General features: G+C 41.0%; 11 protein-coding genes and 4 tRNA genes. 11 read left to right on the forward strand and 4 right to left on the reverse strand.

Features of this window, described 5'->3' with window-relative positions:
• The first annotated feature begins 15 nt into the window (after positions 1–15).
• The 6 genes from uvrC (at position 16) to AB4140_RS00080 (ending at position 3,270) form a co-directional block, all read left to right on the forward strand.
• The gene (gene uvrC / locus AB4140_RS00055) at positions 16–1,848 is read left to right on the forward strand and encodes an excinuclease ABC subunit UvrC (protein ID WP_371999275.1); all 1,833 of its coding nucleotides are present in this window, start codon (positions 16–18) and stop codon (positions 1,846–1,848) included.
• A gap of 45 nt (positions 1,849–1,893) precedes the next feature.
• The gene (gene pgsA, locus AB4140_RS00060; RefSeq protein WP_076539933.1) at positions 1,894–2,442 is read left to right on the forward strand and encodes a CDP-diacylglycerol--glycerol-3-phosphate 3-phosphatidyltransferase; all 549 of its coding nucleotides are present in this window, start codon (positions 1,894–1,896) and stop codon (positions 2,440–2,442) included.
• 183 nt (positions 2,443–2,625) lie between these two features.
• A tRNA-Gly gene (locus AB4140_RS00065) sits at positions 2,626–2,701 on the forward strand.
• Between the two features lie 15 nt (positions 2,702–2,716).
• Positions 2,717–2,790, forward strand: a tRNA-Cys gene (locus tag AB4140_RS00070).
• 45 nt (positions 2,791–2,835) lie between these two features.
• A tRNA-Leu gene (locus AB4140_RS00075) sits at positions 2,836–2,921 on the forward strand.
• A 133-nt stretch (positions 2,922–3,054) separates the two neighbouring features.
• The gene (locus AB4140_RS00080; RefSeq protein WP_371999277.1) at positions 3,055–3,270 is read left to right on the forward strand and encodes a hypothetical protein; all 216 of its coding nucleotides are present in this window, start codon (positions 3,055–3,057) and stop codon (positions 3,268–3,270) included.
• 318 nt (positions 3,271–3,588) lie between these two features.
• On the opposite strand, the gene AB4140_RS00085 is transcribed toward AB4140_RS00080, so the two are convergent.
• Positions 3,589–4,302, reverse strand: a complete 714-nt coding sequence (locus tag AB4140_RS00085) for an SGNH/GDSL hydrolase family protein (protein WP_303411316.1) — start codon at positions 4,300–4,302, stop codon at positions 3,589–3,591.
• Positions 4,303–4,329: 27 nt separating this feature from the next.
• Positions 4,330–4,650 (reverse strand): N(4)-acetylcytidine aminohydrolase, encoded by a 321-nt coding sequence (gene yqfB / locus AB4140_RS00090; protein WP_102440275.1) that lies wholly within the window; start codon positions 4,648–4,650, stop codon positions 4,330–4,332.
• A gap of 140 nt (positions 4,651–4,790) precedes the next feature.
• Here yqfB and AB4140_RS00095 point away from each other — a divergent pair, with 140 nt between their 5' ends.
• The 5 genes from AB4140_RS00095 to AB4140_RS00115 all read left to right on the forward strand — a co-directional run bounded on the left by AB4140_RS00095 (position 4,791) and on the right by AB4140_RS00115 (position 10,223).
• Positions 4,791–6,170: a leucine-rich repeat-containing protein kinase family protein gene (locus AB4140_RS00095; RefSeq protein WP_371999279.1), complete on the forward strand. Its 1,380-nt coding sequence runs from the start codon at positions 4,791–4,793 to the stop codon at positions 6,168–6,170.
• A 60-nt stretch (positions 6,171–6,230) separates the two neighbouring features.
• Positions 6,231–6,818: a uracil-DNA glycosylase family protein gene (locus AB4140_RS00100; RefSeq protein ID WP_371999281.1), complete on the forward strand. Its 588-nt coding sequence runs from the start codon at positions 6,231–6,233 to the stop codon at positions 6,816–6,818.
• A 203-nt stretch (positions 6,819–7,021) separates the two neighbouring features.
• Positions 7,022–7,107: transfer RNA gene (locus AB4140_RS00105), tRNA-Leu, on the forward strand.
• Between the two features lie 677 nt (positions 7,108–7,784).
• Positions 7,785–9,074, forward strand: a complete 1,290-nt coding sequence (locus tag AB4140_RS00110; protein ID WP_102476061.1) for an NTP/NDP exchange transporter — start codon at positions 7,785–7,787, stop codon at positions 9,072–9,074.
• 183 nt (positions 9,075–9,257) lie between these two features.
• Complete coding sequence (locus AB4140_RS00115; protein WP_102476062.1) at positions 9,258–10,223, forward strand: hypothetical protein; 966 nt, start codon at positions 9,258–9,260, stop codon at positions 10,221–10,223.
• Between the two features lie 323 nt (positions 10,224–10,546).
• Here AB4140_RS00115 and AB4140_RS00120 read toward each other — a convergent pair whose 3' ends face one another.
• Both AB4140_RS00120 and AB4140_RS00125 read right to left on the reverse strand, forming a co-directional pair.
• Positions 10,547–12,430 (reverse strand): metallophosphoesterase, encoded by a 1,884-nt coding sequence (locus tag AB4140_RS00120; RefSeq protein WP_371999283.1) that lies wholly within the window; start codon positions 12,428–12,430, stop codon positions 10,547–10,549.
• A 129-nt stretch (positions 12,431–12,559) separates the two neighbouring features.
• Positions 12,560–12,835 (reverse strand): HU family DNA-binding protein, encoded by a 276-nt coding sequence (locus AB4140_RS00125; RefSeq protein ID WP_371999285.1) that lies wholly within the window; start codon positions 12,833–12,835, stop codon positions 12,560–12,562.
• Between the last annotated feature and the right edge of the window lie 152 nt (positions 12,836–12,987).

Consider the following 12,987-nt stretch of genomic DNA (forward strand, 5'->3'; position numbering starts at 1 on the left):
ATTTTAGGATAGTTGATGCCATCTCGTTTTAATCCAAAGTTATTTCTCAAGAATGTTTCTTCTTCGCCAGGTGTTTATCGGATGTACGATGACAAGGGCGAAGTCATTTATGTTGGTAAAGCAAAAGATCTTAAAAAGCGCTTATCATCTTATTTCAGAGCCAATATTCCCCATGTAAAAACTCAAGCATTAGTGGCGCGTATTGCCAATATTGATGTCACACTGACCCACAGTGAAACCGATGCGTTATTGCTCGAAAATGATTACATCAAGCAATACATGCCCAAATACAATGTATTGCTGCGAGATGACAAATCCTATCCTTACATTTTGCTCAGTGGCCATAAGCATCCACGACTTGCTTATCACCGTGGCCCTAAGCGTGAAAAAGGCCATTATTTTGGCCCATATCCAAATGGCGGTGCAGTTAGAGAAAGCTTACATCTGATGCAAAAGCTGTTTCCTATTCGTCAGTGTGATGATCTTTATTATAAGTCGCGCTCTCGACCTTGCTTGCAGTATCAATTAGATCGCTGCAGTGCACCCTGTGTTGGTCGCGTAAGCGATGATGAATATTCCGAGCAAGTGAAATTAGCCAGCCTGTTTTTAAAAGGCAAAGATCAGCAAGTGATCAGTGAGCTAGTGGTGAAGATGGATAAGGCTGCCAATGAGCTAGAGTACGAACATGCAGCGCAATTTCGCGATCAAATCACCGCCCTAAGGCGAGTGGCTGAGCAGCAAGAAGTGTCTAATCACAAAGGCGATATGGACGTGATAGGGGTACATTACGCATCAGGTATCGTTTGTTTTCATTTATTATTTATACGAGATGGTAAAATCTTTGGCAGTCGCAGCTATTATCCAACCGTGCCAGCACAAACTGAGCTTGAAGAAGTACTCGTCTCTTTTATGGGGCAGTTTTATTTAAATGCCGACATCCAGCGCACAATTCCTAAAGAAGTATTATTAAGTCACTCCTTTGAAGAACTAACTAGATTACAACAAACTATATCTGCGGCATTAGAACGAAAGTTTGAAATCAAAACACATGTCAGAGGTGAGCGAGCAAACTTTTTACGCCTAGCACTAACCAATGCCACCAATGCGGTTAATACGCGCCTGTCCCACAAAAATACCGTTGAGCAGCGCTTTCAATTATTAGAAGAAGCATTAGAGCTAGGTCACCCAATCCAGCGGATGGAATGTTTTGATATCAGCCATACCATGGGCGAAAGTACCGTTGCCTCTTGTGTGGTGTTTAACCGTGAGGGGCCTCACAAGTCCGATTATCGCCGCTACAATATTAATGGCATTACCGATGGTGATGACTATGCTGCCATGGAACAAGCCTTAAGTCGCCGATTTGATAAAATTGATAGCAAGGGTAAGGTGCCAGATATTGTATTTATTGATGGTGGTTTAGGCCAGTTACGTATTGCACAGCAAATAGTTGATGAAAAATGTGTGCATTTAGATAATGCGCCTTTACTGATCGGGGTAACGAAAGGCGAAGGTCGTAAAGCAGGGCTTGAAACCTTTGTGTTTGGTGGCTCGGAAGATACCTTTGAATTACCCAGTGATTCACCAGCATTTCATTTAATTTTGCATATCCGTGATGAGTCCCACCGCTTTGCAATTACAGGCCATAGAAATAAGCGCCAGAAAACCCGAAATACATCGACGCTAGAATCCATTGCTGGTGTGGGGCCTAAACGGCGCAAACTATTGTTACAACATTTGGGCGGTATTCAAGAAGTGAATGGCGCAAGTGTCGCTGAATTAACAAAAGTTCCTGGAATTAGCCTAGAAATGGCACAAACAATCCATGATGCATTGCGAGGGGGATAAAATTAAGGCAAGATTGGCGCTGCTTCTGACTATTTGGTTTCGTTCATGCCTTTTAATTTACCTATAGCATTAACTTTATTTCGGCTTGTTTTATTGCCGGTATTTGTTGTTGTGTTTTATCTTCCCTATTCGTGGGCCCCTTTTGCTTCGGCATTTATCTTTTGGCTTGCTGCGGTAACTGATGCGTTAGACGGTTATGCGGCGCGAAAATTAAAGCAGTCGACTCGCTTTGGTGCTTTTCTTGACCCGGTTGCCGATAAAATAATGGTGACCACGGCGTTAGTATTACTAGTGCAGCAAAATGATAATATTTATCTAACCTTAGCGGCATTATTCATGATCGGCCGAGAAATTGTGATTTCTGCGCTACGTGAATGGATGGCAGAAATCGGTAAACGCGGTGTTGTCGCAGTATCATGGATTGGTAAATACAAAACGGCGGCGCAAATGGCGGCGATTGTTGGTTTGATCTGGCAGCCGAATGAATTTTTGACCGATGTGGCTTATGGCTTGTTTTATATTGCTGCAGTGCTGACTTTCTGGTCGATGATGAGCTATATTTCTGCAGCATGGAAAGACTTAACGGCTGAGTAGCGCAATAAAACTTCAATACGTTTACTTAGTGTTCACTCAGTTAATTTTGTTGAAAACAGCAATTGACACCGACACTGAAATCGGTAGAATGCACCCCCGTAGACAAGGATGCTTCGGCTTATAACCAAAAGGTTTTAGCTAAAAGACATCAGGTTTATTTGAAAAGATAAACAAATGATTTACGCGACATTAGCTCAGTTGGTAGAGCGATACCTTGCCAAGGTATAGGTCATCGGTTCGAACCCGATATGTCGCTCCAAATCATGTTTATATCGGCGCGATGGCAGAATGGCTATGCTGCGGATTGCAAATCCGTCGACCTCGGTTCGACTCCGGGTCGCGCCTCCACAAATTTTGTTTAGTTGTTATATTAACAATTAAAACAACACTTATGCCCGAGTGGTGGAATCGGTAGACACAAGGGATTTAAAATCCCTCGCTTAATAGGCGTGCCAGTTCAAGTCTGGCCTCGGGTACCATCATTTACATACGACTTAGTATTAAGGTGTATGGTACAAAAAAGCCTCAACGTAAGTTGGGGCTTTTTTGTACCTGAAATTTGTTGGAATGAATGATTTTACTAAAAAATCCCTCGTCGTTTTAAGATAGGGCGTGCCAGTTCAAGTCTGGCCTCGGGTACCATTATTCTTCCATAAAGCGCTTACATACGACTTAGTATTAAAGAGTATGGTGCGAAAAAGCCTCAACATTAGTTGGGGCTTTTTTGTGCCTGTAATTCGAGCGTTGGCGAAAGATAAAATCCCTCGTCGTTTTAAGATAGGGCGTGCCAGTTCAAGTCTGGCCTCGGGTACCATTATTCTTCTATAAAGCGCTTACATACGACTTAGTATTAAGGTGTATGGTACAAAAAAGCCTCAACGTAAGTTGGGGCTTTTTTGTATCTGAAATTTGTTGGAATGAATGATTTTACTAAAAAATCCCTCGTCGTTTTAAGATAGGGCGTGCCAGTTCAAGTCTGGCCTCGGGTACCATTATTCTTCTATAAAGCGCTTACATACGACTTAGTATTAAGGTGTATGGTGCGAAAAAGCCTCAACATTAGTTGGGGCTTTTTTGTGTTTGCAATTTGGCTATATCAATTTCATTTCTTAAAGTTATTTTGAAGGGGTGTGGTTGAAGTCTGGCTTACGCTTTCACCTTAATCATGTCGCATGCTTGTTGTCCCCAGTGGGCATAAATAACCTCACTTGGATGAAACCCATCAATGGCCATTGGCGCATCAGCTAACGTCAATTCCATATTAAGTTGTTCGCATGGCAGTGAGCTTGTTTGAACCCAATTAGAAAGAGCTAAGTTGAACTCTCGGCTTCTTGCGCCTAAAAACCACCTAAAAGGCTGTGGTAACGCTGGAAATCGATCCATTGGAGGCACATTAGTAATGATAATTTGTGTTCCTCCTAACTTTGATGTGATCAATGCGCACAACTCGCTTAATTGTAATATCCATGTTTTTGCCGATATTGGACTCAGCACATCATTTACGCCCAGAGAGATCACAATAACATCTGCTTTTGTTAGCTGATTTTGATGGGTCATGAGTTTGACTTTATTGAGGCAGTTTTGGGTGCTATAGCCACTTTGGGCCACCAGTTGCCAATTGAGCTGATAATCATTAGAGAGCCGCTTAACCATGTTTCCCGCCAGTGCTTGTTGCTGGTGGCTTACCCCAACTCCCGCTGCAGCAGAGTCACCTAGGATCAGTAGCGACAATTGTGGCGAACGGCATGAGGCATTAACGCGCTTGCCGCTTGGCTCTGGTAATTTTATGGTGGTTTTTTTTACCCAAATAGCCTGTACTAAATAAATAGGCCATAAAAATATTAGTGTTAGATAGTGCAATGTTACATTCCTTTGTTATGTGCTTATTTAAGGGGTTACGACCTTAAATTTGATTTCATAAAGCTGTTCAATACCCGGATACACTTCCTGTATTAAGGCTTTTAATACTGCCAAGGGCATATTTTCTTGCTGCGCATGCAAGTCGGTTAATTGTGTAAATGGCACTGTATTAACGGAAATAACCTTGATGTCGCAAAACCATTTATCTTCCTCAAAGGTGGATACGGTTAACGTTTCACCTGCAATAAAGTGGGATTCACTGTCATCGCGTAAGGTAATAGTTTTAGCGCCTGACAGAATGTCTGTTTCAAAGCGGCTGAAAAAAGTGATGCTGTTAAGTGCTGGCATAGTAGCTTTGAGCCTTTATTAATTGCAGGTTTATTGTGCGTTATAGTAAATCAGTTTACTGAGGTTTGCCTTAACTTGTTTATCTGTTTGGCTTATCATGAGCGCCATTGCGACTTACTGCTTATTTTAGGATATTTCCATTGCATACTTTGGCTCAATTACAGTCTGGTGAATTACACCAAAACAAGATAAAACGATTACAGATAGCTGAAGGGTTAACCAGCTTTCCCATGGAAATTATTAAGCTTGCAGATTCCCTTGAAGTGCTTGATTTGTCGAACAACCGTTTATCATCGCTACCTGATGAGTTTGAGCAGTTGCAACAGCTTAAAATTTTATTCCTATCGTTTAATTGTTTTACTGACATCCCAGATGTCATTGCTAAATGCCCAAAGCTTGAAATGATCGGTTTTAAAGCCAATCAAATAACTACAGTTGCCGAAGATTGTTTTCCTGTTGATACCCGCTGGTTAATTCTCACTGACAATAACATTGAGCAATTACCTCAATCCATTGGCAAGCTACATCGACTACAGAAGTTTGCCATGGCAGGCAATAAGCTCAACAATTTGCCGCCATCAATGAGTCAATGTACATCACTAGAGCTATTACGTATTTCAGCCAATGAATTGACTGTTATTCCAGATTGGTTATTCAAACTGCCCAATTTAGCTTGGTTGGCATTTAGTGGCAATCCTATAACAGCGCCTGTTATCAATAGTGATGACGCTGCTGTTAATAGTGGTTGTGCGTTAACGCCAATGGCGCAGTTATCATTAGGGGAGCAATTAGGCCAAGGCGCTTCAGGGGTGATTTATCAAGCACAATGGCAGCAGGACTCTGGCACAGCACTGGACGTAGCGGTGAAAATATTCAGAGGTGCGGTGACATCAGATGGTTACCCAAAAGATGAATTACATTGCTGTTTGCAAGCAGGCTTTCATCCTAATTTAATTGGCGTACTTGGCTTTATTGCTGATGCTGACAATCTTGGTTTAGTCATGGAGCTCATTCCTCAGCGTTATTACAACTTGGGTTTACCGCCGTCACTGGAAACCTGTACTCGCGATACCTTTTGTGATGACATGGATATATCCCTAAGGCAAATCGTCACCGTTATGCGCAGTATGGCAGCTGCGCTAGCCCATTTACATCAACATAAAGTCAGTCATGGCGATATATACGCTCACAACACCATGATTGATAGTGATGCCAATATGCTATTTGGTGATTTTGGCGCAGCAACGGACTTGTCAGCGCTTGCAGTAGAGCAAGCAGCGTATATGCAAGCCATTGAAGTCAGAGCATTAGGTAATATGCTAGATGACGTATTGGGGCATTTTAATGAATTTACAGGCCATGATAATAACCAGCTAAGGTTAGCAACTGCAGATAGTCAGATCATTAGCCAATTAAGCCAAATAGTGTCTAGTTGTTTGCAGGCTGACGTAGCGATGCGACCTCAGTTTATTCATATCCAGCAGCAATTAGCCACCATTCAACAGCGGTTATTGGATTAACAATCGTCGCTTATATTTAGGCCCAGATAGTTAAATTTATAAACAGGATAGGGGAGCGTTATGCCTGCAGCGTCATTAACGTCGTTAGTTGCACAAGTACGTCAATGCCAGCTTTGCCAGCATGCGTTGCCCCATGGCGTTAACCCAGTGATTCAAATTGATCCGCTAGCGCATATTCTTATTGCTGGGCAAGCTCCAGGCCTTGCGGTGCATAAGTCTGGCATCCCGTTTGATGATAAAAGTGGTGACAGGTTACGAGATTGGTTAGGCATCGACAAAGACACCCTTTACGACCCTAAACAGATTGCGATTTTACCCATGGGCTTTTGTTATCCCGGTAAGGGGAAAAACGGTGATTTAGCGCCAATGAAAATGTGCGCCCAAACGTGGCGGCAACCCTTACTTAACCACTTAACTGATGTGAAGTTAACTTTGCTTATAGGCAAGTATGCTCAAGACTATCACTTGCCAAACAGGCAACAAACGCTGACAGAAACTGTTAAACATTGGCGTAATTTACCTTCGGGCATCATTGCATTGCCTCATCCAAGTCCTCGCAACAATATTTGGTTAGCAAAAAATCCATGGTTTGCTGAAGATTTATTACCAGTAATAAAATCGACAGTGCAGAATATTTTGCATGCTTAAGTGAAATATTTAATTGAAAGGGCTAATTTAGCTATGTTTTTAGACGAATTGATTGCAAAGTCAGCACTTGAACAATAAGTTTCATTTTTTTATTGATCCATTCTGAAAAACCAGTAAAGTATGCACCAAGTTCAGCGGCAGCAAGCAATTGCAGCAATTGAAAACAGATTCCGTAGCTTGTTTCGACAAGTTACAATAAGTTTGCCCGAGTGGTGGAATCGGTAGACACAAGGGATTTAAAATCCCTCGCTTAATAGGCGTGCCAGTTCAAGTCTGGCCTCGGGTACCATATTACATACGTAAGTATGGTGCAAAAAAGCCTCGACATTAGTCGGGGCTTTTTTGTGTCTGAAATTTGCTCAATGAATGACAAGATATAACAATCCCTCATCGTTTTAAAATAGGGCGTGCCGGTTCAAGTCCGGCCTCGGGTACCATCAGTTTTATTATCAAAAATATACGTCAGTATGGTGCCAAAATGCCTCAACATTAGTTGAGGCTTTTTTGTATCTGAAATTTGCTAAATGAATGACAAGATATAACAATCCCTCATCGTTTTAAAATAGGGCGTGCCGGTTCAAGTCTGACCTTTTTGTATCTGAAGTTTGTGAAATAGTGATATTTGCTCGTTCAAGTCTGGCGAGTACCACGAGTGAACACAGCTAAATTTAGCCGCGTTACATTGAAACTTTGTGTTGAAATCCTGATCCGTATCAGGTGTGTTAAAACGACGAAATCAATCAGATTCATCGACTATTGTTGACGGACTTATTTGAATTGTTCTTGCTAAATTAATGTATTAAATCAATTAGCCATATCGGATTTTTAGACGATAAAAAATCCTCTCAATCAATATCTTTACGTCGCTGGGATGAGTGTTGCCTTTAGCTTTACATATTTGACAGTACACATGCCCCTGCTAAGCTTTTCGATACCCTGAAAGTAAACAAGGTATTATTTACAGGTATGGAAGCAAACAGCAGGAACGACTTAAGTTACCTAGAACGCTTAATGAGATTGTTTACTCATGTGCAACCGGGAGAAGGTAAGTCAACCTTGATGCTCTCCGCTTACGCCTGTTTGCTACTGTTGCTGTATTACATTTTAAAGCCTATCCGTGAAGCACTCATCCTCTCTGAACACACCGCTGAAATACGCACTTACACGATAGCGATTCAAGCATTGGTGTTAATGATATTGGTGCCTTTATACGCTAGCTGGATAAGGACTCAGGGAACGAATGAAATATTGCCCCGAGTCACCTTAGCTGTGGCTGTGAGCTTGTTATTATTCTGGGGGCTTTATTTGTTTAAGGTGCCTATTTCAATCCCTTTCTTCGTTTGGCTAGGTGTGATCAATGTGCTGTTAATTGCCCAGTTCTGGGCCTATGCTGCAGATATTTACAGTCCAGATGAGGGTAAACGCTTGTTTGCTTTTATTGCAGCAGGGGCATCTTTAGGATCATTATTAGGTGCGCAAATTAGCAAACATCTATTTAAGCTTGTTGGCGCTGAAGGCTTGATGCTCGTCGCTGCGGTTTTACTTATCGCGACCATGTGGTTACCCAAATTAATTGGACTGAAATCTAAAAAAAAACAAACAAATGACTACCATGGTCATTCATTCAAAGCAGGTTTTGATACCGTACTGAATAATCGTTACTTGTTGGTGATTGCTGGGTTTGTAGTGTTACTCAACTGTGTGAATACTACAGGAGAATACATTCTGGCCAAATGGGTGCAAATTCATGCGCAGCAGGGAGCCGATGTCAAACTGATTATAGGTGAGTTTTACAGTGACTTTTACACTTGGGTAAACTTATTCAGCATGATAATTCAGCTATTACTGGTTTCTCGAATATTCCAGTGGATCCATATACATGGTGCCATTCTAATTTTACCCTTTGTCGCTTTTGTGGGCTATGGATTAGCGACTTTTATCCCTATATTCACCCTATTTAAGCTAATAAAGATTGCTGAAAATAGCATAGATTATTCATTACAAAATACTGCCCGGCATGCACTGTTTCTGCCTTTAAATCAGCAACAAATTTTTGAAGGGAAGACTGTGATCGATGCATTTTGTTGGCGTTTGGGAGATTTGGCTCATGTGGTGATCATCTTTATTGGCCTTAAAGTATTCAAGCTTGATCATTATGAGTTTGCGGCGGTTAATCTGGTGCTTTCCCTGTTTTGGATAATATTGGCATTTAACCTTGCTCGCAAGCATAAGCAATTGGTCAATGAGCATGATTAATACCTGTTTTAATTCTGATGTCTTGCTAAGCGCTAACTAATTTTAAGTCGTTGCATTGTCATAAACGGATTTGTTATCTGTGGCTTAAAGAGCCTAAATATATCGATATAAGTGAAATCCATCGCCCTTAAAAATAGACTTTACCAGCGTGATATCTCATCGATTGAATAGAAGGAGCGCATTATGCAATATTTGAAGATGGCTTTTTTTCTGACGATATATTTAGTCGCTTTCTTGTCTCACGCTGTAACCGTTCCTTTAATCCGAGATGAAACGGTTATCTTTGACTTATTAAATGATGGCGATATTAATCTTTCTAAAAGTGTTGCTAAAGCGTTCACGACAAAAGAAAGTATTATGGAAATTCGCAGGGTAGGTTTAGTCAAAAATAGTGTACAGATACGTGCCGCCTTTCGAGATAAAACAGTAAAAGATTATGCTAGAGGTAACGTTGGTTTAATGTATTACGATAGCTACTACAATGAATTAGCAGCATATATTATTTCAAAATACCTTGGCCTTAATATTATTCCTGCGACAGTGCTTCGAAGTATACCAATAGGGAAAAAAGGGCTAAAACCGAGTAAAAAATTGAGAAAAGGCAGTTTGCAATTATGGGTAGAGAATAGTGTCGTGCTTTACGATTTAACTGCTCTTAGTCTGCCTTACCCGGGATCCGCCGAATATAAAAATCACCAAATAAAAGAAATCAAAACATTCGATTGTATTATTGGCAATGTTGACAGGCATGCTGGCAACCTTTTAGTCGATCTGAATGAAAGATTTGAAGACCCAAATGAAGTGACGGACAGGAAAAAAGCTTATCTTGGTAAAATTTGGGCCATCGATCACTCTAGATCTTTTTATCGAGGGCCTCGGCTAGACATCCGAACTTGTAAGCTAAGTAAGTTAAAGTCAGATGCTATTAGCATGCAGTTTATGCAAGGGATGAGAGATTGGAAAATTGAAGAACTAGAAAAAAGACTCCGAGCGAGTGGTCTATCTGAGCAACAATTAGCTCACCTCAGATTGGAATCTATTGAGCATCGCTTTCAAAAAGTAAAACAACATTTTGAGGAACAGCAGCGAAAGAGTGGCATGACTGATGAAGAATATTACAGCTCGGGGCTTTGGCATCGGGTTTGGTGAAGGTTAGGCGATTAAGTTCGAAGACGGCTTAAAAGATGACATGTCAAACCCGCTGTAATATAGCGCTATTTACAGGGGCTTACAATCTCTTGGTTACAGCCTCAGTAAATCTACAATCATTTAAGTCAATATCAGTATCTTGCCTGTTATCCTCTCTATGAGTTTGGTTAACTCTTTAATCTTAATTAGAGTATTTGGCGTTTATGGGCTAGTACAGCGCTTTTGCTTAAGCTCTTATATTGAAAATAAACACGGAATTACTGACAGGTATGGCATAAATCACTTAAGCGGCTTAAGGTAGCGAGCGTGGTTAATGAGGATTTTTACTCATGTTCTGCCAGCTTTTTTAATAACAGATCACGACGTTTGAGTAACGCCTTGATTTGTTTTCTCTTGAGTAGGCCATTAGTGAGTTTATCTAGGCTTTGATAGTCTAAGTTTTTTAATTGATGTTCAATTTTTAGCGAGTGACGCAAACGTGCCGCCTTTAAATATTTTGGTGCGTGTTTGCCAGTTCTAAAGCTTCGAGAGTGGTCTATCATCCACATCATCCAATCCGCTTCTGTATAGAGAATATTGCTTTGGGTTCTATCTACATTGAAAATTAAAATATCAAACATATTCATCAGGCTGGCTTGGTATGACAGAACGCAATACTCGCTTGGATAACGTTCATCCTCGATGCGATTTTTTTCGTTAAAAGTGTCATCTATCCACAATTGTAGCGAGCCCTGTTTATTTTTGATGGTTCGAAGTACCGTTGGCGGGATCATATTCAATCCAAGGTGACGGGCTATCCTGTACGCTGCTATTTCGTATTTATAACTGTCGGTATTGCGATATTTATCTTTAGAGGCATTTCTGGGGATGATATTTTCAGTTTTAAAAATAGCTTTGAAACGCAGTCCGTTATGTTCCAAATAAGCTTTTTTCGACTGTGTCACACCAGTCCCTATAGGCTCAAGTTTAGTGATAATTGCCTGTGTTAATAACTGTTCCCAGTCCTGATAGCTGTGGCCTTGGTAAATCTCACGGTATTGACCATCGTCAACCTCAAAAGGACGCCATTGATTACCATCAAATTGTTGAAGTTCATCTTTGTTAATGGCTAATAACATTGGATTGCCCTGATAATATTTTCGGTACAGTCCAGTGTCAGTATTGATCACCTTGCCCTTCATTCTGCTTTCAAAAACGCGGCTACTCGTGGTTGTGTGACCAATCACCAATTGTTTGGCCTTATAGTGTTGCAAAACGCGATCAAGTATCTCTTCCTCAAAGATTGGATGGCAAAGAGCTGAGCCTCTATACCAGAATTGACTTTCTCCATCGAGGTAAAAAGACTGGCTGAGATTAACAAAGCTTTGGTACAAGGATTTATGTTCGTCAGAGCCTGCAGATAGTAACCGCCGTGCTATTTTTTCTTGGCGACTAAAGAAATCATCAAGGTGACTTAATGCGCCTTGGAGTTTTAATTGCTCAAAAGCTTCCATGTAATCATGTATTACTTTTGCTGATTCGTTGTTTACTTCGGCTAAGGTTGACAGAGGGAACTTGGCAGAAAGTCCACCATGGAGAAATAGCACCTCATTGATCTTTAATATACTGGGCTTGCTCAACAGCCAACGGCCATATTTACCCTTGGTAGAAAAGAGCTGCATATGGCCAAAGTAGCCGGGAGGGTATTCAGTGTTAAAGGTCGATAATAGCGATTGCTGACTCATTCCGGCACTGGTTTCAGTTGCATATGAAAGGTATTGCTGCCAGTAATTTTCGCGTACGTCCGCAGATTCATCATCCAGGTAGTGTTTATATTCATCAGCGGGTACGTAGTTAAGTTCACGGATAAGGTTCATCAATTCATGATTACCCAACACAAGATGTACTGCGCCTCCTGCTGCGGTGGCCTGTTGCTCTAAACGCATAAACAAGTCCATTACTTTGCGGGAGTCAGGGCCTCTATCCAGCAGGTCGCCGACACTGACTAGCTGAGTGTCGCCAGCTTGCCAGTTCAGTTGGTCATCGATAATGCCTGCTGCACGAATTAATGTTTCAAATTCACCATAGTCGCCATGGATGTCACCAACAACAATAATTTTTGCTGTTGTTGATAGCTCAAAGCTCTCGTAGGAGGCTGAGGTTTCCTGTAATGGAATAAAAGTGCATAGCAGTAGAACAACACTTATCACAGCATGGTTAAGGTTCATGGTTGAGCGCTGGGTAAGGTGACTTTGACTTTAAGTTTAGAAGATGATTATGAAATGGTGTAGTTATTGGTAAAAGCCTTGCTGCTATTACTAGTAAAACAAGGCCTTTGAAATGGGATTATGGCTTTATTACTGATTGATGAGTTTTTTCAATCCAGGCGCAGCTTTAAAGCTTGGTTGGTTAAATCCTGGAATTTCTATTGCTTCACCGGTTTGTGGGTTGTAGCCATTTTTCGCTAAATGGTAGCGTAATTCAAATGTGCCAAATTGCGGAATGTAAACTTTTTCACCTTCGGTAAGTGCTTTATGGATCTGAGAAACAATTTGATCGATTTGAATTTTCGCTTGAGATTGTGAGATACCGATGTCCGAGGCCATCACTTGCATGAGTTGTTTTTTATTCATATTAACTGCTGTGAAATTAACGTAATAAGTATTGCGGAGTTTGTTTATAGCAGTTATGCCCATCGTTTAACAGAACTCGACTTATCACAGCTCTACCACTGTCGAATTGCTGCGCTAAATCCGCTATCTATCTCCAACTTTCGTATTATCTT

Origin of the sequence: Shewanella sp. 10N.286.51.B2, from assembly GCF_041469265.1 — a bacterium.
In the GTDB taxonomy this organism is placed as follows: domain Bacteria; phylum Pseudomonadota; class Gammaproteobacteria; order Enterobacterales; family Shewanellaceae; genus Shewanella.